Origin of the sequence: Microbacterium hydrocarbonoxydans, assembly GCF_011752045.1 — a bacterium.
Classification (GTDB): Bacteria; Actinomycetota; Actinomycetes; order Actinomycetales; family Microbacteriaceae; genus Microbacterium.
This window is the reverse complement of sequence record NZ_JAAKXW010000006.1, coordinates 20,351-44,592: the sequence shown is the minus strand read 5'-3', so window position 1 is coordinate 44,592 and position 24,242 is coordinate 20,351. Positions and strand designations below refer to the sequence as shown.

The 24,242-nt window shown below is 71.0% G+C and carries 21 protein-coding genes; 13 read left to right on the top strand and 8 right to left on the bottom strand.

The features are described from left to right. The first annotated feature begins 101 nt into the window (after nt 1–101). From G6G98_RS16560 to G6G98_RS16550, 3 genes are all read left to right on the top strand, one after another. Entirely contained in the window at nt 102–1,487 is a 1,386-nt protein-coding gene (locus G6G98_RS16560) for a sugar porter family MFS transporter (RefSeq protein ID WP_067357671.1), read from the top strand. 93 nt (nt 1,488–1,580) lie between these two features. Continuing rightward, nucleotides 1,581–3,170, top strand: a complete 1,590-nt coding sequence (locus G6G98_RS16555) for an acyl-CoA carboxylase subunit beta (RefSeq protein ID WP_243842175.1) — start codon at nt 1,581–1,583, stop codon at nt 3,168–3,170. Beyond that, nucleotides 3,167–3,391 (top strand): acyl-CoA carboxylase subunit epsilon, encoded by a 225-nt coding sequence (locus tag G6G98_RS16550; RefSeq protein WP_067357678.1) that lies wholly within the window; start codon nt 3,167–3,169, stop codon nt 3,389–3,391. The genes G6G98_RS16555 and G6G98_RS16550 overlap by 4 nt, the downstream gene beginning before the upstream one ends. A 223-nt stretch (nt 3,392–3,614) precedes the next feature. On the opposite strand, the gene G6G98_RS16545 is transcribed toward G6G98_RS16550, so the two are convergent. The 5 genes from G6G98_RS16545 to G6G98_RS16525 form a co-directional block, all read right to left on the bottom strand. Further along, on the bottom strand, nt 3,615–4,814 hold the full coding sequence (locus G6G98_RS16545; RefSeq protein ID WP_164234874.1) for an ROK family transcriptional regulator: 1,200 nt from the start codon (nt 4,812–4,814) through the stop codon (nt 3,615–3,617). A gap of 277 nt (nt 4,815–5,091) precedes the next feature. Then, nucleotides 5,092–6,102 (bottom strand): hypothetical protein, encoded by a 1,011-nt coding sequence (locus G6G98_RS16540; protein ID WP_084788482.1) that lies wholly within the window; start codon nt 6,100–6,102, stop codon nt 5,092–5,094. Beyond that, on the bottom strand, nt 6,099–7,334 hold the full coding sequence (locus tag G6G98_RS16535; protein ID WP_164234875.1) for a sensor histidine kinase: 1,236 nt from the start codon (nt 7,332–7,334) through the stop codon (nt 6,099–6,101). Before G6G98_RS16535 ends, G6G98_RS16540 begins: the two co-directional genes overlap by 4 nt. Then, complete coding sequence (locus G6G98_RS16530) at nt 7,324–7,986, bottom strand: response regulator transcription factor (protein WP_067357685.1); 663 nt, start codon at nt 7,984–7,986, stop codon at nt 7,324–7,326. Before G6G98_RS16530 ends, G6G98_RS16535 begins: the two co-directional genes overlap by 11 nt. A gap of 44 nt (nt 7,987–8,030) precedes the next feature. After that, nucleotides 8,031–9,275 (bottom strand): class I SAM-dependent RNA methyltransferase, encoded by a 1,245-nt coding sequence (locus G6G98_RS16525; RefSeq protein ID WP_164234876.1) that lies wholly within the window; start codon nt 9,273–9,275, stop codon nt 8,031–8,033. Nucleotides 9,276–9,298: 23 nt separating this feature from the next. Between G6G98_RS16525 and G6G98_RS16520 the strand changes: the two genes are divergently transcribed. Together G6G98_RS16520 and G6G98_RS16515 are read left to right on the top strand one after the other, a co-directional pair. Next, on the top strand, nt 9,299–9,937 hold the full coding sequence (locus G6G98_RS16520) for a Maf family protein (protein WP_164234892.1): 639 nt from the start codon (nt 9,299–9,301) through the stop codon (nt 9,935–9,937). Nucleotides 9,938–10,015: 78 nt separating this feature from the next. Further along, a complete protein-coding gene (locus tag G6G98_RS16515) occupies nt 10,016–11,797 on the top strand; it encodes an acetyl/propionyl/methylcrotonyl-CoA carboxylase subunit alpha (RefSeq protein ID WP_067357693.1) in 1,782 nt (593 codons plus the stop codon). A gap of 56 nt (nt 11,798–11,853) precedes the next feature. Here the strand turns inward: G6G98_RS16515 and G6G98_RS16510 are convergent, their stop codons facing one another. After that, complete coding sequence (locus tag G6G98_RS16510) at nt 11,854–13,302, bottom strand: NAD(P)H-quinone dehydrogenase (RefSeq protein ID WP_067357696.1); 1,449 nt, start codon at nt 13,300–13,302, stop codon at nt 11,854–11,856. A 48-nt stretch (nt 13,303–13,350) separates the two neighbouring features. Between G6G98_RS16510 and G6G98_RS16505 the strand changes: the two genes are divergently transcribed. Together G6G98_RS16505 and G6G98_RS16500 are read left to right on the top strand one after the other, a co-directional pair. Next, nucleotides 13,351–14,184 carry a purine-nucleoside phosphorylase gene (locus G6G98_RS16505; protein ID WP_067357699.1) on the top strand — a complete coding sequence of 278 codons (834 nt, stop codon included), beginning with the start codon at nt 13,351–13,353 and terminating at the stop codon, nt 14,182–14,184. Beyond that, nucleotides 14,181–15,851 (top strand): phospho-sugar mutase, encoded by a 1,671-nt coding sequence (locus tag G6G98_RS16500; protein WP_164234878.1) that lies wholly within the window; start codon nt 14,181–14,183, stop codon nt 15,849–15,851. Before G6G98_RS16505 ends, G6G98_RS16500 begins: the two co-directional genes overlap by 4 nt. Nucleotides 15,852–15,857: 6 nt before the next feature. On the opposite strand, the gene G6G98_RS16495 is transcribed toward G6G98_RS16500, so the two are convergent. Beyond that, nucleotides 15,858–17,777: a BglG family transcription antiterminator gene (locus tag G6G98_RS16495; RefSeq protein WP_164234879.1), complete on the bottom strand. Its 1,920-nt coding sequence runs from the start codon at nt 17,775–17,777 to the stop codon at nt 15,858–15,860. A gap of 166 nt (nt 17,778–17,943) precedes the next feature. Here G6G98_RS16495 and G6G98_RS16490 point away from each other — a divergent pair, with 166 nt between their 5' ends. The 6 genes from G6G98_RS16490 to G6G98_RS16465 are packed head-to-tail and all read left to right on the top strand — an operon-like array spanning nt 17,944 to nt 23,356. Further along, nucleotides 17,944–18,261, top strand: a complete 318-nt coding sequence (locus G6G98_RS16490) for a PTS sugar transporter subunit IIB (RefSeq protein WP_164234880.1) — start codon at nt 17,944–17,946, stop codon at nt 18,259–18,261. Next, nucleotides 18,258–18,539, top strand: a complete 282-nt coding sequence (locus G6G98_RS16485) for an HPr family phosphocarrier protein (RefSeq protein ID WP_067357713.1) — start codon at nt 18,258–18,260, stop codon at nt 18,537–18,539. The genes G6G98_RS16490 and G6G98_RS16485 overlap by 4 nt, the downstream gene beginning before the upstream one ends. Further along, on the top strand, nt 18,536–20,221 hold the full coding sequence (gene ptsP / locus G6G98_RS16480; RefSeq protein ID WP_164234881.1) for a phosphoenolpyruvate--protein phosphotransferase: 1,686 nt from the start codon (nt 18,536–18,538) through the stop codon (nt 20,219–20,221). Before G6G98_RS16485 ends, ptsP begins: the two co-directional genes overlap by 4 nt. Continuing rightward, nucleotides 20,218–21,768, top strand: a complete 1,551-nt coding sequence (locus tag G6G98_RS16475; RefSeq protein ID WP_166706143.1) for a PTS mannitol transporter subunit IICB — start codon at nt 20,218–20,220, stop codon at nt 21,766–21,768. Before ptsP ends, G6G98_RS16475 begins: the two co-directional genes overlap by 4 nt. Next, nucleotides 21,768–22,199: a PTS sugar transporter subunit IIA gene (locus G6G98_RS16470; protein ID WP_164234883.1), complete on the top strand. Its 432-nt coding sequence runs from the start codon at nt 21,768–21,770 to the stop codon at nt 22,197–22,199. The genes G6G98_RS16475 and G6G98_RS16470 overlap by 1 nt, the downstream gene beginning before the upstream one ends. Then, nucleotides 22,199–23,356 (top strand): mannitol-1-phosphate 5-dehydrogenase, encoded by a 1,158-nt coding sequence (locus G6G98_RS16465; protein WP_164234884.1) that lies wholly within the window; start codon nt 22,199–22,201, stop codon nt 23,354–23,356. Before G6G98_RS16470 ends, G6G98_RS16465 begins: the two co-directional genes overlap by 1 nt. Nucleotides 23,357–23,382: 26 nt before the next feature. Here G6G98_RS16465 and G6G98_RS16460 read toward each other — a convergent pair whose 3' ends face one another. Next, complete coding sequence (locus G6G98_RS16460; RefSeq protein WP_067357729.1) at nt 23,383–24,240, bottom strand: carbohydrate kinase family protein; 858 nt, start codon at nt 24,238–24,240, stop codon at nt 23,383–23,385. Between the last annotated feature and the right edge of the window lie 2 nt (nt 24,241–24,242).

The window sequence follows — 24,242 nt, the reverse complement described above, 5'->3', positions numbered from 1 at the left end:
TTTTGTCAGCATCCTTCCCAGTTGACACGGATGAGCCGGCAGGGCCATTCTCGCCACACAGGCCACTTCAGGCACACCGGCCACAGGAAGGCAGCGCAAGGATGCACGCACTCACCGAGACACCGAGGCTGACGCGGCTCGCGCTGCTCGTCGGCGTCGCCGCCGCGACCGTCGGCGTCATCTACGGCTACGACTCGTCGAACATCGGCGGCGCCCTTCTCTACCTCCGCGAGGACTTCTCGCTCGATCCGGCGGCGGAGGGCTGGGTCACCAGCACCGTCGTCTTCGGCGAGATCGCCGGCGCCCTGTTCGGCGGGGCGCTCGCCAACCGCGTCGGCCGCAAGCCCACGATGGTGCTCGTCGCCGCCACCTTCACCCTGTTCTCCCTGCTCAGCGGCATCGCCCCGACCCTGATCATCCTCGTGATCGCGCGCATCCTGCTCGGCGTCACGATCGGCATCTCGGTGGTCGTCGTCCCCGTCTTCGTCGCCGAATCCGCGCCCGCGCGATCCCGCGGCGCCTTCCTCGTGCTGTACCAGGTGGCGACCGTGACGGGCATCATCCTCGGCTACCTCATCGCCATGGCGCTCGCGCCCACTCAGAGCTGGCGCTGGATGCTCGGTCTCGCCGCCATCCCCGGACTGATCATCACCCTCCTGCTCCTCCGGCTTCCCGACACCGCGCGCTGGTACATCAGCAAGGGCCGTCCTGCGGAGGCCAGGAAGACGCTGACCCTCATCGAGGGCGACGGCGTCGACATCGACAGGGAGATCGAGGTCATCACCGCGGGATTCGCCTCGGCGCACACGTCGAGCTGGCGCGACCTGCTGCGCAAGCCGTATCTGCGGGCGACGATCTTCGTCGTGGGACTCGGCTTCTTCGTGCAGATCACCGGCATCAACGCGATCGTGTACTACAGCCCGGCGATCTTCGAGTCGATGGGCTACACGGAGCCGGTCACCCTCCTCGGGCTCTCCGCGCTGGTGCAGGTGGCCGGCCTCGTGGCCGTGTTCATCTCGCTGATGGTGATCGACCGGATGGGACGGCGACCCGTGCTCCTCATCGGCATCGCCGTGATGATCGTCGCCAACGTCCTCCTGATCGCCGTGTTCGCGATCGGCGGCGGATCCTTCGACGGCGCTCTGACCGTGCTCGGCTTCATCGGGCTCGTGCTCTTCACCGCCGGATTCACGTTCGGCTTCGGCTCCCTGGTGTGGGTGTACGCCGGCGAGGCGATGCCCTCTCACCTGCGGGCGCTCGGCGCGACGGTGATGCTCACGTCGGACCTCGTCGCGAACGTCATCGTCGGCCTTGCCTTCCGTCCGATCCTGGAGGCCAGCGGCACGCTCGCCTTCACCATCCTCGGTGCGATGGCCGTGGCCGCGTTCCTCTTCGTCGCCCGGCTCGCACCCGAGACCAAGGGCCGGCCGCTCGAGGACATCGGCCAGTTCTGGGAGAACGGCGGCTCATGGACGCCTCGTCGATGAGCCCGCTCACCCGCGACAGCCGCCAAAGGATCCGGCGCCCCGTTGTGTCGAGCATCCAACGGACCGGGCCGACCCGGCGATAGGGTGGATTCCGTGACGGACAAGCCCGAACTCTCGACCACCGCCGGCAGAATCGCAGACCTCCGCGCTCGCTACAACGAAGCCGTTGTCGACGCTGAGAAGGTCGCGAAGGAGAAGCAGCACGCCAAGGGCAAGATGACCGCCCGCGAGCGCATCGAGCTGCTCGTGGATCCGGGCAGCTTCGTCGAGTTCGACGAGTACGTCCGGCATCGCACCACCGCGTTCGGCATGGACCGCAACCGTCCCTACGGCGACTCGGTCGTCACGGGCGTCGGCACCATCCACGGACGCACCGTCGCGGTGTACTCGCAGGACTTCACCACCTTCGGCGGGTCCCTCGGCGAGGTCTCCGGCGACAAGATCATCAAGATCATGGAGTTCGCGCTGACCAACGGCATGCCGATCATCGGCATCCTCGACTCCGGGGGCGCCCGCATCCAGGAGGGCGTTCTCGCCCTCAGCAAGTACGGCGAGATCTTCCGCCTGAACACGCGCTCCTCCGGCGTCATCCCGCAGATCTCGATCATCATGGGCCCGGCGGCCGGCGGCGCCGTCTACGGCCCCGCGCTGACCGACTTCGTGATCATGGTCGACAAGACCAGCCAGATGTTCGTCACCGGCCCCGACGTCATCAAGACCGTCACCGGCGAGGACGTCGGCATGGAGGAGCTCGGCGGCGCGCTCACGCACAACACCCGCTCCGGCGTCGCGCACTACCTGGCCGAGGACGAGGACGACGCGATCGACTACGCCCGCACCCTCCTCGGGTTCCTGCCGGACAACAACATGGCGGAGATCCCCGGCTACGAGACCCACTTCGAGTGGGAGACGACGGATGCCGACCGCACTCTGAACACGATCATCCCGGACTCGCCCAACCAGCCGTACGACATGCACACGATCATCCAGCACGTCGTCGACGAGGGCGACTTCATCGAGGTGCAGCCGCTGTTCGCCCCGAACATCGTGATCGGCTTCGGCCGGGTCGAGGGGCGCTCCGTGGGCATCATCGCCAACCAGCCGTCGCAGATGGCGGGCACGCTGAACATCGAGGCCGGCGAGAAGGCCAGCCGCTTCGTGCGATTCTGCGACGCGTTCTCCATCCCGATCGTGACCCTCGTCGACGTGCCCGGCTACCTCCCCGGCACGGACCAGGAGTGGACCGGCGTCATCCGACGCGGCGCGAAGCTCATCTACGCCTACGCCGAGGCCACCGTGCCGCTGGTCACCGTGATCCTGCGCAAGGCTTACGGCGGCGCGTACATCGTGATGGGCTCGAAGCAGCTCGGCGCGGACGTGAACCTCGCGTGGCCGACCGCTGAGATCGCCGTCATGGGCGGCCAGGGCGCCGTGAACATCCTCTACCGGGGCGAGATCAAGAAGGCCGAGGAAGCCGGCGAGGACGTCGCCGCAGTCCGCACCCGCCTCGCCAACGAGTACACCTACAGCGTCACATCCCCGTTCCTGGCGGCCGAGCGCGGCGAGATCGACGGCATCATCGAGCCGGCGAACACGCGGGTCTCCATCGCGAAGGCGCTGCGCGCCCTCCGTGGCAAGCGCGCCGAGCTGCCTCCGAAGAAGCACGGGAACATCCCGCTGTGAGCGAGCGGCACGAGGAGAACCCGCCGACGATCGAGATCATCCGCGGATCCGCGACCGAGGAGGAGCTGGCGGCGCTCATCGCCGTCGTCAGCGACGCCTACGTCCAGGAGTCGGCGGATGCCGTCGCCGAGGAGCCGCACGTCTCGGCGTGGACCCGCATGCAGCGCCCGCTGCGCCGGCCTCTGCGCCGCGACATCCCGTGGGGACGCTTCTCCGGCTGAGCATCCGCCGGCCATCAGGAGCCGTGCCGAGGGAGCCTTCGGCTCGACCTCGGTTGCGTCTGCGGGATCCGTGAGCCCCCCAGCTCACGGATCACGCAGACAACCTCCACCGAATGATGCGGGAACAGATCTCGCGCATCTCCCCAGATCGGCGTACGAGTAATAGTACATCGAATAGAGATATTGCTGTCAAGACTTTTCTCCGGATTCGACGTGGTCTTCCTCAGTCCTCGAGGTAGAGATCGGATGCGCGCGGGGTGAGGACCGAGTCCAGCACCACGCACGCCGCACCGACGGCGCCCACATCGTCGCCGACGACCGTGCCGTCGACGGGAAGCGTGTGCAGCGCTCGGGTGGCGCTGCGGGCGTCCAGGAGGCCAGGGATCTCCTGGAGGTAGATCACCTCGAGGCGCGACCAGAACGGACCGCCGAGGACGACGCGGTCCACGTCTGCGACGTTCGTCAGCGCGGCGATCAGGATCGTCAGGTTGGCGGCGGCTCGGCGCACGACGTCCACCGCCGGCGCCTCCCCCGCCGAGGCGCGCTCGCACAGCTGGGTGAACCGCTCCTCGACCGACTCGACGTCGCTCCCCTCGCGGTCATCCCGGAACACACCGGCCCGCTCCGCCTGCTCGACGATCGCCTGCGGCGTGCACACGACCTCGACGCAGCCTCGCGAGCCGCACAGGCATCGTGGCCCGTCGGCGTCGACGATGATGTGCCCGATCTCGCCGAAGTTGCGAGACCGGCCCCGCACCGGGTCGCCGTTGCGGACGAGCGCCGCGCCGATGCCCGTGCCGAGGTAGATGAACAGGAACGATTCGTCCGCGGGCCCCTGCCCCGTCCACAGCTCTCCCACGGCCGCCGCCGTGGTGTCCTTCTCGAGCGTGACATCGAAGCCCGTCGCCTCCGCGAGCGCCGAGCGCAGCGGCACGCGATGCCAGCCGTGCAGCTTGGGCGGATCGATGACGGTGCCCTTCTCGGCGTCCAGCGGGCCGGGAGCCGCGACCCCGACGCCCTCGATCAGCCGGCGGTCGACCCCGGCATCCTCGATCAGCTCGGCGATGGTCTGCGCCATCGTGTCGACGATGCGGTGCGGGTCGCTCGACGGCGTCCGGACGGCGCGTCGCCGCACCACGGTGCCTGCGAGATCGAGCAGGACGCACGTGATCACCGCGGGGTCGAGGTGCACCCCGATCGAGAAGCGGCTCTCCGCCACGAGGCGCAGGGTGATGCGCGGCTTTCCCGGCCCGTTGATGGTGCGCCCGGCTTCGGCGATGAAGCCGTCGTCGAGCAGGCGCCGCGTGATGTTGGTGACGGTCTGCGCCGAGAGCCCGGTGGTGTCGACGAGCTCGATCCGGCTGAGTCCCTCCCCCGAGCGGCGGATGGTCTCGAGGATCACCGACTGATTGAAGTCGCCCATGCGAGGAAGATTGGTGCCGCGACGCATTCCCATCGTCCCATCCTCTCCCATCGCGGGGACAAACCGTGTCCCCCAAAATACCTACAGACAATGTGTTCGCGAACGGTGAGACTGTAGAGGACGCTTCGCGTTCGGCTGGTCTCTCTGTCCCAGGGTAGACAGACGGTGATCGGCCACCAGCGGACAGTTTTCGGGTAACTGGGCCGCATGGCGAGGGGCGGGCGGCTTCGCCGCCCCTCGCCCACTCTCTTCCGCGATCAGTTCGCGGCTCCCGCGATCAGTTCGCGGCCGGCTCCCGCGGGATCTCGTGCCACAGCTCCACGTCGTCCTCGTCGCTCGACGCACCCGATCCGGCGCGCCCGACGACCGTCACTGCGATCCGCGGGTCCCGCGCCGCCCGGATGATCAGCCGTCCCGCCTGCGCGTCGCAGAGCACCGCGGCGAGCTCGTCCCTGATCTGCTCTCGCCTGGGCTCCTCGATGCCGTCGAGGCCGCCCTCGTCGAACACCGTCACGGCCACTCCGCGGCGGCGCGCGTCGGCGATCGCGTCGCGAACGGCGTCGTTGAGGAGGTCGGCGCCACGGAGCTCGTCACGGAGCCGCCCCTCAGCCAGGCGCGCCTCGAGTCGCTCGGCCTCGTCGAGAGCACCATGCGCGGCGACGGTGCGGCTGAGCACGGGTCCGGCCACCGAGAGGGCGAACTGGGTGCGCAGGCGCCGCTCGCGCTGACGCACCTGCTGGGTCGCGTGCCAGGCGGAGACGGCCTGCTGGATCCCGGCCAGGCGCTCGGTGTCCCGCACCGCACGATCCCAGAAGAAGACGAGGAGCCGTGCGACGGCGACCCACATGGCCGAGCCGACGAGACCCAGCGACAGCGCGGTGAGGAAGCCGAGACTGATCGAGGAGGCGATCACGAGGGCGATGAGGACCAGCCATGCCGCCAGGAAGCGGCGGCGGACCATGCACACGACGCCGAGCAGCCCGAGCGCGCCGATGTACCAGGTGGCGAACGGCGCGGTGAGTGAGGCCGGGTCGAGCGACAGGGTCACCTGGACGGGGATGACCGCTGCGGCGAAGACGGCGAGCGCCGCCGTCCAGTGCGGCATGCGCACCGATGCGGCGGAATCCCAGAGGATCGCCACGTTCACCACGATCAGGTAGAGCGCGATCGCGGCCACCATCAGCAGCGGCACGGAAGGCTGCTCGATCCACCAGATGCCGCGGGCGGCGAAGTACATCGCGAAGCCCACCGCGAGAGAGGTCGCGACGCCCCGCACCGACCGGTTCACGAGCGCCGCCAGCCGAGAGTGACCGTGGTGCCGTGCTCGCCGGAGTCGATGTCCGCGGTGCCTGCCACGCCCGCCATCCGCGCGAAGATCGAGGCGCGGATGCCGAGCCGGTCGGCGCCGATCCCGTCGATGTCGAAGCCGGGGCCGGTGTCGGAGACGGTGACGACGATTCCCTCGTCCCCCATCCCCTCCGCGACGACGTGCAGACCTCGTCCGCCCGCGTGCGTGACGGCGTTGCCCAGGGCCTGGCGCACCGCCAGGACGAGTGCCCTCGCCGCGCGGCCGGGGATCAGGCCGACGCCGCCGATCTCCTCGACGATCGCATCGGCGCCGAGCTCCGACAGGGCGCGCCGCAGCTCGACGACGATCTGCGCGGTGCTGACCGGTTCATCGCTGCCCTCCTGGGCGACGGCCGCCTCGGTGTTCGCGAGGCGGGTGAGGGCCTCCCGGGCCATCGCGACCGCGAGGTCCTGGGCCCGCTCCCCCTCCGCCCGCTCGGCCGCGATCAGGGCCGCGAGCACGCTGTCGTGCATGAGGGCGGACATCGCGACCCTCTCCTCCTCGGCCGCCGCGGCGGCGGCCGCCGCGGCATACGATGCGACCGCGTGCCCGCGGGCGTCGTCCACGCCGGCGGCGACGGAGCGGAACATCCAGCCGAGCGAGACGATCACGATGCCGAGGATGAGCGTGAAGGAGACGTCGAACGCGGTGGTGACCCAGAACTCGCCGGAGAACTCGCCCTGCACGAGGCGGACGTAGCCGTACACGAACGGCATCCCGAACGCCCAGGCGAACTGGAGCCACTGCGGGAAGGCGAGCATGGCGGCGACGACGCCGACGTTGACGAGGAAGAAGATCCAGGGCTGATCGGAGGCCTCCTTGCTCGTCGGGTCCACGACCAGGGGCCACGCGGCGAGCGCGACGACGTAGGCGACCGCGAACGCCCCCGATGCCGTGCGCACGCCCCGTCCGACGACGCAGGCGAGCAGCATCGCGGCGAGCGGGACGAACACGAACAGCAGCGTGCCGATGTGCGGGAGGTCGGCGCGCGACATCGTCGTCAGCGCCGCGATCAGCGCCTGCGCGCCGAGGACCGCCGAACCGATCGCGACCACGATCGCGAGGATGCGCTCCATGCGCTTGCCCGTGAAGCGCTCGAACTCGGTCTCCGCAGCGCCCGGAGAGGGGATCTGACTCCAGGCGTCGCGGATGCTGAGCGTCTCAGCGGCCACCCGGTGCCCCGTCCGCGGCCACGATGCCGTCCTCCATGGCCCGGCGGAGCAGATCCACCTTGGTCGGCGCGGGACGCCCCACGTCGACGTACTTCACGCGGATGCGGGTGATGTTCTCCTTCGCCGTGGAGTATGCGACGCCGAGCCGCTCGGCGACGGCCTTGAGAGGCAGGCCGGTCGCGTAGAGCCGGAGCACCTCGCGCTCGCGGGTGGACAGCTGAGCGTCGGCGAAGTCGCGATCGCCGTCCACGGCGCTCGCCCACTCGACGTTGTTCAGCGCTTCTCCCCTGGCCACCGTGCGGATCGCGTCGAGCACGTCGTCGAGGGCCGAGGACTTGCTGACCACGCCGGCCGCCCCGGCGGCGAGCGCCTCGCGCACCGCAGCGGGCCGGTCGGCCACGCTGTGGATGACGACGCTGGCGCCGTCGGCCACGAGCCCGGTCACGTTCTCGGTCACCGTGGTGCCGTCGCCGAGCGTGAGATCGAGGACGACGACGTCGGCAGAGGCGGCTCCGGTGGACGCGCGCCACTCCAGATAGGAGCCGACGGTGCTGCCGGAGAAGATCACCGTCTGCGCGCCGTCGCGTGCGCACGCGGCCTCCAGGCCGAGGCGGACGGACTCGTGATCATCGATGAGGGCGACCCTGCTCATCCGCCCAGCCTACTGAGTCCTGGTCGTCGTCCCGGCGCGCGCGGTCACCGGGTGAGCAGCGCGACCGTCTCGAAGTGATGCGAGTGCGGGAAGAGATCGAACGCGCGCATCCGTGACACCTGCCAGCCGTGACCGCGGAACGTGCCGAGATCCCTGGCGAGCGCGACCGGGTCGCAGGCCACGTAGGCGATCGCCTCCGGCGCGAGCGCGTGCAGGGCGTCGACCACGGCACGGCCGGCGCCGGCGCGCGGCGGGTCGAGGACCACGGTTCCGGCGCTCGCCCCGGCGGGAAGCCCGGCCAGGTAGCGGTCGACGCGCGCCGTGACCGCCGTGACGTCGAGCGGGGCGAGGTTGGCCCTGGCGTGCTCGGTCGCACGCCGGCTCGACTCCACCGTCACGATGTCCGTCGCCCCGAGGTCGGCGAGCGTGGCGGAGAACAGCCCGACGCCGCCGTAGAGGTCGTAGTGCGTGGCGTCCGCGTCGACGACGTCCTCGAGCAGGCCGTAGACGGCGGCGTCGAGGACGGAGGCCGCCCGCGGATGCACCTGCCAGAAGCCGCCGGCATCCACCTGGAAGCGGCGGTCCCCCACCTGCTCGTGCACGACCTCGGGTGCGGGCCGGCGGCCCTTCCCGCGCCCGCGGACGGCCTTCCTCTCGACGTCCTCGTGACGGACGATGCGGACCCGGCCGTCGGCGGGTTCGATGAGCTCTATGCGTCCCGGCTTCTCCCCGCGGAGAGCGAGCGCGGCCTCCGCGATCGCAGGACGGGCGAGGGGGTGAGCGCCGACCGGGATCACCCGATGGCTGCGGGCCGCGAAGGGGCCGGCCTCGCCGCGGTCGTCGACGTGGAGGGTCACGCGGGTGCGCCATCCGGTGCCGTCGGAGGAATCCACCGCCTCGACCTCGGGGGCGTCGAGGCCTTCCCCGGCGAAGCGGTCGAGCGCTTCGCCGAGCACGCGGCGCTTCAGCGCCCGCTGGTGGGCGAGGTCGATGTGCCCCAGATCGGCACCCCCGGGACGGTCGGCGGGATCGCGGGACACGTCCGCCTCCGCCCAGATGTGCGGACGCCGGTGCGGGGACGCCTCCAGGACCTCCACGGTCTCGGCACGCCAGAAGCTCCGGGAGTCGGCCCCGGTGCCGGTGGCAGGGTCGATGAGGCGCGCCCGCACCCGCTCCCCGGGGACGGCGTCGGAGACGAACACGACGCGCCCCTCGTGGCGGGCGATGAAGGTGCCGCCGTGCGCGATGCCGGTGATGTCCAGATCGAGCAGGGCCGGGGAGGAAGTCATCCTACGAGGATACGGTGGAGAGCATGCGCGTCTGCCTCGCCTCCACGTCCCCCGCCCGTCTGATGCTGCTGCGCCAGGCGGGGATCGAGCCGCTGACGATGTCGCCGGAGGTGGATGAGGATGCCCTGGCTGCCGCCGCGGCCGCCGAGCGGGGCGAGCAGCTGCCTCCGGCCGAGCTGGTGATGCTCCTCGCAAGAGCCAAGGCCGCAGATGTCGCGAGCCGGCTCGCGGCCGAGGGAGAGTTCGACGGACTCGTGATCGGCGGCGACTCCATGTTCGCCCTCGGCGGCCGCGTCTACGGCAAGCCCTACACGCCGGAGGAGGCGACGAGGCGCTGGCATGAGATGCGCGGCGCCACCGGCATCCTGCATTCGGGGCACTCCGTTCATCGTGTGCTCCCCGGGGCGGCGCCCGTGGAGGCCGCGGCGGTCGCCGAGGCCGCGGTGAGCTTCGCCGAGGACATCACGGATGCCGAGATCGCGGCGTACGTCGCCTCCGGCGAGCCGCTGCACGTGGCCGGCGCCTTCACCGTCGACAGCCTCGGCGGCGCCTTCATCACACGGGTCGACGGCGATCCGTCGACCGTCGTCGGCATGTCGCTGTCCACGGTCCGCCGGCTGGCCGCGGATCTCGGCGTGGCCTGGACCGACCTCTGGTCGTAGGGCACCCTCGACGTTTCCGCGGTTTTCTTGTGGAGAGTCGTCAAATGGAACGGGGGCCTTCTCGCTAGGCTGGCAAGCATGCCCCAGACTGTTCCGGCACCGCTCGCCAAGGTCCTCGTCGCCAACCGCGGCGAGATCGCCGTCCGCATCATCCGCGCAGCGCGCGACTCGGGGATCGCCTCGGTCGCCGTCTACGCCGACCAGGATCGTGACGCGATGCACGTGCGCCTCGCCGACGAGGCGTACGCCCTCAACGGCACCACCAGCGCCGAGACGTATCTGCTGATCGAGAAGATCCTCTCCGTGGCACGCCGCGCGGGCGCCGACTCCGTGCACCCCGGCTACGGCTTCCTGGCCGAGAACGCCGAGTTCGCACGCGCCGTCATCGCGGCGGGCATGACCTGGATCGGCCCGTCCCCCGAGGCCATCGAGGCGCTGGGCGACAAGGTCACCGCGCGCCACGTCGCCGAGAAGGTGGGCGCCCCGCTCGCCCCCGGCACTCCCGGCCCGGTGTCCGGTGCCGACGAGGTCGTCGCCTTCGCGAAGGAGCACGGCCTGCCGATCGCGATCAAGGCCGCCTACGGCGGCGGCGGACGCGGCCTGAAGGTCGCCCGCGAGCTGGACGAGGTCGCCGAGCTGTTCGAGTCCGCGACCCGCGAGGCGGTCACCGCCTTCGGCCGCGGTGAGTGCTTCGTCGAGAAGTACCTCGACAAGCCGCGCCACGTCGAGACCCAGTGCCTGGCGGATGCCGCGGGCAACGTCGTCGTCATCTCCACGCGCGACTGCTCCCTGCAGCGCCGCCACCAGAAGCTCGTCGAGGAGGCCCCGGCCCCGTTCCTCACGGACGAGCAGAACGCCCAGCTGTATTCGGCGTCCAAGGCCATCCTCAAGGAGGTCGGCTACGTCGGCGCTGGCACCTGCGAGTTCCTCATCGGCGCAGACGGCACGGTGTCGTTCCTCGAGGTGAACACCCGCCTGCAGGTCGAGCACCCCGTGTCCGAGGAGGTCACCGGCATCGACCTCGTCCGCGAGCAGTTCCGCATCGCGGCCGGCGGCACCATCGACTACGACGACCCGACTCCGCAGGGCCACTCGATCGAGTTCCGCATCAACGGCGAGGACCCCGGTCGCGGCTTCCTCCCCCAGCCGGGTCCGATCCACGTCTTCAAGACCTTCGGCGGCCCCGGCATCCGCCTCGACTCGGGTGTCACCGCCGGCGACTCGGTGTCGGGCGCCTTCGACTCCCTGCTGGCGAAGATCATCGTCACCGGCAAGGACCGCGCCGAGGCGCTGGAGCGCTCGCGCCGCGCCCTCGACGAGTTCGAGGTCGCGGGACTCCCGACCGTGCTGCCCTTCCACCGCAAGGTCGTGAACGACCCCGCCTTCACCGCGGAGGACGGCGAGTTCGGCATCTTCACGCGCTGGATCGAGACGGAGTTCGTCAACGACATCCCCGCGTGGGACGGAGAGCTGGAGTCCCCCGCGGCCGCGGAGAACCGCCACACCGTGGTCGTCGAGGTGGCCGGCAAGCGACTCGAGGTCAGCCTGCCCGACCGCGTCGCGGTCGCCCCCGGCGCCACCGGCCGCCCCGCCGCTGTTCCCCCGTCCCGCCGCAGCCACGCCACGACGGTCAACGCCGGCGCCTCCGGCGACGCGGTGAAGTCGCCCATGCAGGCCACCGTCGTCAAGGTCGCCGTCGAGGAGGGCCAGCAGGTCGTCAAGGGCGACCTCGTCGTCGTCCTCGAGGCCATGAAGATGGAGCAGCCGCTGCAGGCGCACAAGGACGGCGTCGTCGGCAACATCAACGCGGATGCCGGCTCCACGGTCTCCGCCGGGCACCAGCTCCTCACCATCAGCTGAGCCGCCCAGGACATGCGAAGGGCGCCCCGCCTCGGCGGGGCGCCCTTTCGCATGCCTCAGGAGATGTTCACCAGGTGCATCGCCCGGGAGGCGTCGGTGATGCTCGAGGACAACGACGGGTAGGCCGCGAAGACGCGCGAGACCTGATCGACGGTGAGGCGCCGCTCGACGGCGACCGCGATCGGATAGATGAGCTCTGACGCCTTCGGAGCGACGATCACTCCGCCGATCACCGTGCCGGAGCCCTTGCGGGCGATGAGCTTCACGAAGCCGTCCTTGATTCCCATCATCTTCGCGCGCGGGTTCGCGGCGAGAGGCAGCTTGTAGACGAGCCCGTCGGCGACGCCGTCCTCGACGTCCTTCTCCGAGTAGCCGACCGTCGCGATCTCCGGGGCGGTGAAGATGTTCGAGGTGATCTTGATCAGCTCGAGCGGGATGACGATGTCGCCGAGGGCATGGAACACGGCCGTGCGCCCCTGCATGGAGGCCACCGAGGCGAGCGGGAAGAAGTTCGTGCAGTCGCCGACGGCGTAGATGTTCGGGACCGAGGTGCGGGCCACGCGGTTCACGCGGACGTGTCCGGACTCGGTCAGCTCGACGCCGGCGCTCTCGAGTCCGATGTCCGCGGTGTTCGGGATCGAGCCGACCGCCATCAGGCAGTGGCTGCCGTCGACGGTGCGCCCGTCGGAGAGGGTGACTGTCACACCGTCCTTCGTGACCTCCACCTTGTCCGCGCGGGACTTCGACAGCACCTGCATGCCGCCGCGCTTGAAGACCTTCTCCAGCACGCGGGCGGCGTCCTGGTCCTCCCCGGGCAGCACCTGGTCCCGGCTGGAGATCAGCGTGACCTTGGCGCCCAGGTTCATGTACGCGGAGGCGAACTCGGCGCCGGTGACGCCGGATCCGACGACGATGAGGTGCTCGGGGAGCTCCTTCATGTCGTACAGCTGCGTCCACGTGAGGATGCGCTTGCCGTCGGGCTTGGCCGAGTCGAGCTCGCGCGGGGAGGCGCCGACCGCGACGACGATGGTGTCGGCCTCGATCCGGTCGAAGTCGGTGCCGCCCTGACCGGTGGACACGACGATCGCGTTCGGCCCCTCGAGCCGGCCGTGGCCGGACAGGATGCGCACGCCCGCCTCGAGCAGCGTCGAGCGCATGTCCTCGGACTGCTGACCGGCGAGGGCGATGAGCCGCTTGTTCACGGCGGCGAGGTTGATGGCGATCTCCGGCTTCAGCGGCTTGCCGTTCTCGCCCTTCGCGTAGAACTGCACACCGAGATCGCTCGCCTCGGCGATCGCGACCGCCGCATCCGCCGTGGCGATGAGGCTCTTCGACGGGACGACGTCGGTCAGCACGGCGGAGCCGCCCACGCCGACACGCTCCACCAGGGTCACCTCGGCTCCGAGCTGTGCGGCCGCGAGAGCCGCCTCGTAACCGCCGGGACCGCCGCCGAGGACGGCGACGCGCTGAGTGCGCTCGAAAGTGGTGGAAGACATGGAATCCATTCTTCCGCAATCCTGGCGGGCGGCCTTCCACCTTCCTAAAGTGGATCCATGCCCGAGACTCACAGCAATCCCCTCGATGACCCGACCGCGAATCCGTTCGAGGTCGCACAGGCCGCGGCGGCGGACATCGCCCGCCTGACCGGCGTCGAGAACCACGACATCGCCCTCACCCTCGGCAGCGGCTGGGGCAAGGCCGCCGACCTGCTCGGCGAGACCGTCGCCACCGTCCCCGCGACCGAGGTCACCGGATTCTCCAAGCCGGCGCTCGAGGGCCATGTCGGCACCCTGCGCAGCATCCGCACCCCCGGCGGCAAGAACGTCCTCGTGATCGGCGCACGCACCCACTACTACGAGAACCACGGCGTCCGCCGGGTCGTGCACTCCGTCCGCACCGCCGCCGCGACCGGGGCGAAGATCATGGTCCTCACCAACGGCGCCGGCGGCATCCGCGAGACCTGGAAGCCCGGACAGCCCGTCCTCATCAGCGACCACATCAACCTCACCGCCGACTCCCCCCTCGAAGGCGCCACCTTCATCGACCTCACCGACCTGTACGCGAAGCGACTGCGCGACATCGCCCGCACCGTCGACCCCACCCTCGACGAAGGCGTCTACACCCAGTTCCGCGGACCCCACTACGAGACCCCGGCCGAGGTCCAGATGGCAAAGCACATCGGCGGCCACATCGTCGGCATGTCCACCGCCCTCGAAGCCATCGCCGCCCGCGAAGCCGGCATGGAGATCCTCGGCTTCTCCCTCATCACCAACCTCGCCGCCGGCATCCAGACCACCCCCCTCAGCCACGCCGAAGTCATCGACGCAGGACGCGAAGCCGAACCGGTGATCTCCGCACTCCTCGCCCGCGTCGTCGAGGCGCTGTGAACGAGGCGCGGCTGGCCCAGGCCCGCGCCTGGATGCGGCAGGACCCCGATCACGAGACCCGCGATGAGCTCGCCGGCCTCATCACGCGCGCCGCGAGCGGCGAAGAGCAGGCCGTCGCCGAGCTCGACGACCGCTTCGGCTCCCGGCTCGCGTTCGGCACCGCGGGCCTGCGCGGAGAGCTGGGTGCGGGAAGCAACCGCATGAACCGGGTCCTCGTCGCTCAGGCGGCGGCCGGATTCGCGTCCTACCTGCGGGAGAAGGCGCACGGCGGCACGCCGACGGTGGTCATCGGCTACGACGGCCGCCGCAACTCCCGCGTGTTCGCCACGGACTCCGCCGAGCTCTTCGCCGGTGCCGGCCTCCGCGCGATCCTCCTGCCCCGCCTGCTGCCGACCCCGGTTCTCGCCTTCGCGGTGCGCCACCTGGGCGCGGATGCCGGCGTGATGGTGACCGCGAGCCACAACCCGCCGAACGACAACGGCTACAAGGTGTATCTCGGCGGCGCCGACCACGGCTCGCAGATCGTCGCCCCGGCGGACGCCGAGATCGCCGCGCTCATCGAGCGCGTCGCCGAGGCCGGCGACATCTCGGCCCTGCCGCGATCGACGGACTACGAGACCGCGGGAGAGGACGTCGTCGACGCGTACGTCGCGGCGACCGCGCAGGTGGCCCCGGCCCCCGACGCGGCATCCGGCCTGCGCTGGGTCTACACGGCGATGCACGGCGTCGGCTGGGAGACGCTCTCCCGCATCCTGAAGGCCGCGGGCTACCCTCAGCCGGCCGTGGTCGACGAGCAGCTCTCCCCCGATGCGACCTTCCGCACGGTGGCCTTCCCGAACCCCGAGGAGCCGGGCGCGATGGACCTGTCCTTCGCGCGTGCCCGCCGGGCGAGGGCCGATTTCATCCTCGCGAACGACCCGGATGCCGATCGCCTCGCCGTGGCCATCCCCGACGAGGCTGCGGAGGGCGGCTGGCGCCGGCTCACCGGCAACGAGGTCGGCCTGCTCCTGGGCGCCCGCGCCGCCCGAGCCGCGGAGGGCACCCCCGGCGCCTCACTGGCGTGCTCTCTGGTCTCCTCGCCCGGTCTCGCCGCCGTCGCGGCACACCACGGTCTCGACTTCCACGAGACCCTCACGGGCTTCAAGTGGATCTCCCGCGCCCCCGGCATCGTGTTCGGCTTCGAGGAGGCCCTCGGTTACCTCGTGAACCCGGGCACGGTGCGCGACAAGGACGGCATCTCAGCGGCCGTCGCGATCCTCGGCCTCGCCGCCGAGGCCCGCGAGCGCGGCGTCACCCTCGCGGATCTTCTGACGGAGCTCGGCGACACCTACGGACATTTCGCCAGCGGCCAGGTGTCGGTGCGCGTGCAGGACCTGTCTGTGATCGGCAACGTGATGCTGTCCCTGCGCTCGCTCCCGCCCGCGCAGTTCGGCCGGCACGCGATCGCCTCGGCGGAGGATCTCCTCCAGGCCGCACCCGGACAGCCTTCCGGCGATGTGCTCAGATACCGGCTGGTCGACGGCTCCCGCGTCATCGTGCGCCCGAGCGGCACCGAGCCGAAGCTCAAGGTCTACCTGGATGCGAAAGCCGATTCGGCCGAGGGGGCGCGCGCGACGATCGCGGAGCTCGAGGCCGGCGTGCGGGCGCTCCTCGAGGAGCGCTCCTGAGGCGGCTCAGCCGTCGATGACCGCGACGAGTTCGTCGAGGAACGCCTCGAAGGTCGTTCCTCGACGGACGATGCGCTGCACGCTGTCACGCTCGCTGAACACCTCCACGAGCTGCTCGAAGACGGTCTGGAAGGCGGCACGGTCGCCTTCGCTGAAGGCGGCGAGCGCGACGACCTGGACGCGCCCCTCCCCCCACGCCGCGGAGCCCTCCGCGACGCCGACGGCGATGGCGGTGCGGGTCGCGGTCATCTGCAGCGAGTGCGGCACGGCGAGGGCGTCGGTGAACGCCGTGGATGACATCCGCTCCCGGGCGATCGTGTTGTCGATGTAGTCCTCGTCGATGAGGCCCGCGTGCACGAGGAGCCCGCCGAGGCGCCGGATGATCGACTCCTCTCCCTCGTCGGGGAGGGGGCGGACGAAGGCGTCGGCGACGAAGTAGCGCGCCAGCTCCGCACGCAGGCGGGTGAGACGCCGGCTGCGTCGAAGACGCGCGGCGGCCTGCTGGATGCGGTCGATGTCGGCGTCGGACAGGAAGGGCTGGATCCGGACGAAGCGGTCCCCTCCGGCACCGGGCTCGATCGTGGTGAGCACGAGGTCGGTGTCGAACGACGACCAGTCCGGGTCGACATTCGTCACCACGCTGGTGACCTCGATCGCCCCCAGCGAGCGATCGACGCTGGAGCGCAGCAGCTCGTGCAGCTCCGAATAGCCGGGGCAGACGATGGTCGCGGTCAGGATCGACTCGGCCTTGCGGCTGCGCTCGAGCCGGCCGCCGACGTGCAGCGCGATGTAGGCGATCTCGTCGTCGTGGATCGGCGTGCCGATGCGGTCGTGCAGCCCGCTGGCGATCGACACCGCGACCTCGAAGATCATCGGATAGGAGGATTTCAGAGAGCGGGTGAGCGGGTTGCGGGTCAGTGCGCTCTCCTCAGCACGGCGCAGGAGGTTCTGCACGTGCAGCGCGAGGCGCAGCACGAACGTCTCGTCGACGAGGTCGACCTGGAAGTCGTCCGCGGCGCGCGCGATCTCCGCACGGACGGCGCTCTCGACCTCCGGGTCCACGCCGGTGCGAGCCACCTCGCGGGTCGCGTCGCGATCCGGGGCGACGATGCGGGTCAGCACGAGGGAGGCGAGGTGACCGCTGTCTCCCTCCCCGAGGGCGACGCCGAAGTGCTCGGCCGCCAGCCCCGCGATCACCGCACCGAGCCGGGGGATCTCCTCGCGCGCGCCGGCCGGACGGGCCTCGAGGGCGTGCCCGGCCGCCACCCGGTCGGCCGCGATGGCGACGTGCAGGAGGACGTCGGCGATCGCGAGCTCGTTGACGTAGTAGCCCAGGGCGCCGAGCTCCCGTACCAGGGCGGACTTGAACGGCCCGACGGCATCCGCGGTGATGGCGTTGCCTGCGAGGGCGCGGCGCAACGTCTCGGGGTGGAAGGATGCGGCATCCATCTCGTCGTGCGCCAGACGGCTGAGCAGACGCCGTCGCGCGGTCTCGGTGCCGCGCAGGCGCATGATCTCCCGGTCGCGTTCCAATGACAGACCGGTGCCCTCGAGGAGCGCCCGGACCCGCGCGAAATCGGCCTCGACGGTGGCCTCGCTGACGTGCAGCTCCTCCGCGGTCTCGAACACGTCGATGCCCGCGGGCTCGTGGAGCAGCGCGCGGACGAGGGTGTGCATGCGCTCCCTCGGCGCCGAGTCCCCCGGCTGCCGGGTATGCAGCGCGTCGCGCGCGCCCGCCCCGGCTCGATAGCCCGCCGGTCCCGATTCGATGGCGTCGCCGGTGCCGGCGCGGGCGTTGAGGGCCACGACATAGGAGCGGATGCTGCGAGGCGTGACGCCCAGCTGGTCGGCGAGACTCGCCGCCGTCGCCCATCCCTCCTGGCGCAGCAGAACTGAGAGGAGCTGGTCCTGACGCTGGCGCGACATGATCCCTCCGACTCCTCCACGTGGTGACTGCACCGTCCGACGTCACTCCATGATGTCAGGAACGCGGTGGCCGCGCCTCGGAGACCGGGTTCCGCAGGGGCGGAAAGGAACGTGTTGGCGGCGACGGCCTCCGCTTCCGGAGACTGGTGTCGGAAGGACGGAATCGATGAGGATCCTCGTGGTGTGCGGCGCCGGCGCGTCCAGCACGTTCGTCGCGCAGCGGCTCCGGCGTGCCGCAGCCGAAACCGGCCTGGACTGGCAGACGTCAGCGGGCATGGAGCATTCCATCGCGGAGTTCGCCCCCGACATCGTCCTCATCGGCCCTCATCTCGCCGACCGGGCCGCAGCCATCCGCGCCCGGATCGACGTCCCGGTGGCGGTGCTGCCCGACGACGTCTTCGCCGACCGCGACGGCGCGCGAACGCTGGCCCTCGTGCACTCGATCATCGCCGACGTCAGGAACACCCCGAAAGGAACATCATGACCGTCTCACGCACCGTCCGGATCGGCTCCTCCCACGGACTGCATGCCCGCCCCGCGAAGCTCTTCGCCCAGGCGGCGAAGGAGGCGGGCATCCCCGTCACGATCGCGAAGGACGCCGGCAAGCCGGTCAACGCCGCCAGCATCCTCGGCGTGATCGCCCTCGCCATCGAGCACGGCGACTACGTCACGCTCACGGCCGAAGGCGACACCGCCGAGAGCGTGCTCGACGCGCTCACCGAGCTGCTGACCACCGACCACGACCAGGATGCCGGCGCATGAGCGAGCTCCGAGGAGTGGGGATCGGGCTCGGCGTGGCGCAGGGCGTCGTAGTGCGGATGACCGAGGCGCTGCCGGCTCCCGAGAACTCCCCGAGCACGGTCGGCGCGGACGCCGAGCGGATCAGGGTGCGCGACGCCGTGTCCGCCGTGGCCGCGGAGCTCACCGCGCGCGGTGAGGCGGCCGGCGGATCGGCGCAGGACGTGCTCGAGGCGCAGGCGATGATCGCCGAGGACCCGACGCTGCAGGCCGAGATCGACGCGCGGATCGACGCCGGTTCCACAGCGGAGTGGGCCGTGCACGACGCCTTCGCCGGCTTCAAGGCGACCCTGGAGGCCGTCGGCGGGTACCTGGGCGAGCGCGCCGCGGATCTCGATGACATCGCGCAGCGGGTGCTGGCTCGGCTGCAGGGCGTCGACGCCCCCGGTGTGCCCGACCCCGGGCATCCGTTCGTCCTCGTCGCACGCGATCTGGCCCCCGCTGACACCGCCCTGCTGGATCTCGGCCAGGTGCTGGCGCTCGTGACCTTCGACGGCGGGCCGACCTCGCACACCGCGATCCTCGCCAGGGAGAAGGGCATCGTCGCGATCGTCGGCGCCGCCGAGGCCGCGTCCCTCGCCACCGGACAGCACGTCATCGTCGATGCCGCCGCCGGCGTCGTGACCGCCGACCCCACGGACGACGAGAAGGAGCGCGCGGCGCAGCGGGCCGCCGCCCGGGAGTCCGCCGTCACGCTGCCGCCGACCGCCGGCGCCCTCGCCGACGGCACGCCGATCGCCCTGCTGGCGAACCTGGGCAAGCCCGCGGACGCCGCCGACGCCGTGGCCCGAGGCGCAGAGGGCGTCGGCCTCTTCCGCACCGAGTTCCTGTTCCTCTCCTCGGCGCAGGCCCCGACGGTCGCGCAGCAGCGCGAGTCGTACCGGGAGCTGCTGGCCGCCTTCCCCGGGAAGAAGGTCGTGGTCCGGATGCTGGACGCCGGAGCGGACAAGCCGCTCGCCTTCCTCAACGACGCGCACGAGGAGAACCCGGCGCTCGGACTGCGGGGCCTGCGCGCCCTGCGCGCCAGCGAGGACATCCTGCGCGAGCAGCTCACGGCGCTGGCCGAGGCGGATGCCGAGACGGACGCCGACCTGTGGGTGATGGCGCCGATGGTCGCCACCGTCGAGGAGACCGAGTACTTCACGGCGCTCGCGCGGGAGTACGGGCTGAAGACCGCCGGCGTGATGGTGGAGGTCCCGGCCAGCGCCCTGCTCGCCGATCGCGTGCTCGCACACGCGGACTTCGCGTCGATCGGCACGAACGACCTCACCCAGTACACGATGGCCGCCGACCGGCTCCTCGGATCGGTCGCCTCGTTCCAGGACCCGTGGCACCCCGCGGTGCTCCGCCTCGTCCGCGAGGTCGGGGCCGCGGGCGCCCGCCTGGGCAAGCCGGTCGGCATCTGCGGCGAGGCCGCCGCCGACCCGCTGCTGGCGATCGTGCTCGTCGGCCTCGGCGCCACGAGTCTCTCGATGGCTCCGTCGGCTCTGGCCGACGTACGCCACTCCCTCTCCGAACGCACCCTCGACGAGGCCAGAGCTCTCGCCGAGGCGGCGCTGGCCGCGGACGACGCCGCCGGCGCCCGCCTGGCGGTCCTCGAGGCCGCAGCATCCCTCCCCTCACACAAGAAAGAGACGACATCATGACGACGACGTCATCACCCGCCCCCAGCACGGGCGGTATCCGCGTGGGCGTTCAGCGATTCGGGACGTTCCTCTCCGGCATGGTCATGCCGAACATCGCCGCATTCATCGCCTGGGGCTTCATCACCGCCCTGTTCATCCCCGACGGGTGGCTCGGCAGCAACAGCCCGGTGGAGGCGTGGCAGTGGGCCGACTCCGCGATCCTCGGCGGAGGCGAGGTCGACGGCGTCACCTACCCCGGCCTCGTCGGCCCGATCATCACCTACCTGCTCCCCACGCTCATCGCCTTCACCGGCGGCCGCATGGTGCACGGCCACCGCGGCGGCGTCGTGGGCGCCGTCGCCGCGTTCGGCGTGATCAGCGGCGCATCCGGCACGGTCATGTTCCTCGGCGCCATGATCGCCGGCCCGCTCACCGCGCTCATCCTGAAGCAGGTGGAGAAGCCGTGGCAGGGCAGGATCAAGCCGGGCTTCGAGATGCTGGTGGACAACTTCTCCGCCGGCTTCGTCGCGTTCTTCATGGCACTGGCCTCGTTCTTCTGGCTCGCGCCGATCATGCGCTGGCTGACCGACCTGCTCGGCGGCGCCGTCGGATGGCTCGTCGAGACCGGCCTCCTGCCGCTGGCCAGCATCATCGTCGAACCGGCGAAGGTGCTGTTCCTCAACAACGCGATCAACCACGGCGTGTTCACCCCGCTCGGCACCGAGCAGGTGCAGGATGTCGGACGCAGCCTGCTGTTCCTCGTCGAGGCGAACCCCGGCCCCGGAGCCGGCATGCTGCTCGCGATCACGCTGTTCGGCGTGGGGGTCGCACGGGCCACCGCGCCCGGAGCGTTCATCATCCAGTTCCTCGGGGGCATCCACAAGGTGTACTTCCCGTACGTCCTCGCCAAGCCGCTCCTCATCGTCGGCCTCATCGCGGGTGGCGCGACAGGCGTCCTCACCAACATGATCTTCCAGTCCGGCCTCGTCGCACCGGCGGCCCCCGGATCGATCTTCGCGGTGCTGATCCAGACGGCTCCGGGCAGCCACCTCGGCGTGATCTGCTCCGTGGTGTTCTCCGCTGCCGTCAGCTTCGCGATCTCCGCACCCATCCTGCTCGCGTCGCGCAAGCGGGACATCGCGGCCGAGGCTGCCAGCGGCGACCCGCTCGCCGCCGCCATCGCGAAGACCGCGGCGAACAAGGGCAAGTCGTCCAGCACGCTGTCGAACCTGGCCGCTTCAGCCGCGGCGACGGGCACGGCAGTGGCCACGACCCCGATCCGCAGCATCGTGTTCGCCTGCGACGCCGGCATGGGCTCGTCCGCGATGGGCGCCAGCGTGCTGCGGAACAGGTTCAAGAAGGCGGGCATCGAGGATGTCACGGTCGTCAACCAGGCGATCGCGAACCTCGACGGCACCGCCGACCTCGTGATCACCCAGCAGCAGCTGACGGATCGCGCGAGGGCGCAGTCGCCCAAGTCGATCCACGTCTCGGTCGACAACTTCATGAACGCGCCGCAGTACGACGAGGTCGTCGAGATGGTGCGCGAGCAGCGAGAGGAAGCATGATGGACGTTCTCAGCATCGGTCAGGTCCGCATCCATTCCGGCGGCGCGTCGCAGGAGGCCGCCCTCCAGGAGGCCGCCGACATCCTCGTCTCCGCGGGCGCGGTCACCCCCGCCTATGTCGACGCGATGCGCCAGCGCGAGGAGACCGTGTCGACGTACATGGGCAACGGCCTCGCGATCCCGCACGGCACGAACGAGACGAAGGACGCGATCGTCGCCTCCGCCCTCTCGGTCGTGCGCTACGACGGCGGCGTCGACTGGGCGGGCGAGCCGGTGACGTTCGTCGTGGGCATCGCCGGCCGCGGCGACGAGCACCTCGAGATCCTCTCGCAGATCGCGATCCTGTTCTCCGATGAGGACGAGGTCGCGAAGCTCACGGCCGCGCAGACGCCCGACGAGCTGTTCGCCCTGCTCTCGGCGGTGAACGACTGATGAAGGCGGTCCACTTCGGGGCCGGCAACATCGGGCGCGGATTCGTCGGGCTGCTGCTGCACCAGGGCGGATACGAGGTGGTGTTCTCGGATGTCGCGGATGCTCTCGTCGACGCCCTCCGAGCGGCCGACGCGTACACCGTGCACGAGGCCGGCCCCGGAGGGACCGACCACCTCGTGACCGGGTTCCGCGCGGTCAACAGCCGGACCGACCCGGATGCCGCGGCCGAGGAGGTGGGCACCGCCGACGTCGTCACGACGGCGGTCGGCCCCACCGTGCTGCGGTTCGTCGCGCCGACCATCGTCGCGGGACTCGCCCGGCGCTCGCCGGATGCCCGCCCGCTCCAGGTGATGGCGTGCGAGAACGCCATCGGGGCGACGGACCTCCTCCGCGAGGAGATCCGGGCAGCGGCCGGTGCGGACGCCGACGAGCTGCTGTCGCGTGCCGTCTTCGCCAACACCGCCGTCGACCGCATCGTCCCCGCGCAGCCGGACGGGAGCGGAGTGGACGTCACGGTCGAGCCGTACTTCGAGTGGGCGATCGAAGCGGGCCCGTTCGGCGCCGAGCCGCCGCGCATCCCGGGGGCGCATTTCGTCGGCGACCTCGCCCCGTACATCGAGCGGAAGCTGTTCACCGTGAACACCGGCCACGCGGCCACCGCGTACTTCGGCGCCAGGGCCGGCATCGAGCGGATCTCCGACGCACTCGCCGATCCGGACATCGCCGCACGCGTGTCGGCGGCTCTCGAGGAGACCTCAGCCGTCCTCGTCGCCGAACACGGCCTGGATCCGGAAGAGCTCGCGGCCTACCGTGCGACGATCCTCGACCGGTTCCGCAACCCCGCTCTGGTGGACACCGTGCAGCGCGTCGGCCGGCAGCCGCTGCGCAAGATCTCCCGGCACGAGCGGTTCATCGGCCCTGCGGCGATGGCCGCCGAACGCGGACTGCCGACACGGGCGCTCGTGGATGCCGTCGCCGCGGCGCTGGAGTTCGACGATCCCGCCGATGAGCAGTCGACGCAGATGCAGACCCTGCTGCGCGCCGAGAGCGCCGAGGTCTTCACCTCGCGCGCGACCGGGCTCGATCCCGAGCATCCGCTCTTCCCGGCGATCCGCGAAGCGGTCGCTGCCCGGCAGGCGGCGCTGGACCAGGTCTGACCGCCTTCCGCTCGCCGCCCCGGGGGTCAGCCCAGGACGGAGTCCAGCAGCGGGTGCAGATGCCTGGTACCGAGCACGCCGGACGCGGAGCGTGCTCCGGCCTGCAGCGCCTCCGGGACGGACGCGCCAGACAGCGTGGCGTCGAGCACTCCCGCGAGGAATGCGTCCCCGGCGCCGTTCGTGTCGACGACCTCCACCGGCACGGCGGCCACGCGATGCTCGGCGCCGTCGGCGTCCACGGCCACCGCACCGTCTGCGCCCAGCGTGCACACCGCGAGCGACGCCCCGCCCTCGATGCAGGCGTGGAGGAAGGTCACCGGGTCCTCCAGGCGGTCGGCGTTGCAGAAGACGGCATCGGCGACGTCGAGGAACGGGCGGTGGAACTCGGCCTCGCCGTCGTAGTCGTGCACGTCGACCCAGATCGGGCGCCCGCTGGCCGCGGCGATCGGCAGCAGCCGCAGCGGCTCCGCGGCGAGGTCCATCACGATCGCGCCGGCCGCGGCCATCGCCTCACGCAGCCCGTCGTCGTCCTCACCGGCGGTGGCCGACGGCGAGGACAGGTACAGCGACACCCTGTCGCCCGCCCTGGTCATCAGGTTGAGGTGCCGTTCTGTGACACCGGCGCCCCAGTGGGTCGGCACGCCCGCCGCCCGCAGCGCCGCGCGTACGCGCTCGCCCTGCTCGTCCTCCGCGCTGAGGGCGTGGAGCAGGACCGGCCGACCGAGGGCGGTCAGGCTCAGCGCCTTCCCCGCGCTCGTGCCCCCGACGGTGTCCCAGGCCTCCTCGGCGAACTGCATGTGCGGTACGGGCTCGGGAAGCCGGTCGAGGACCACGATCGAGTTCCACGAGGCCGGACCGGCGATGAACACGGAAGCTGCGGGCATAC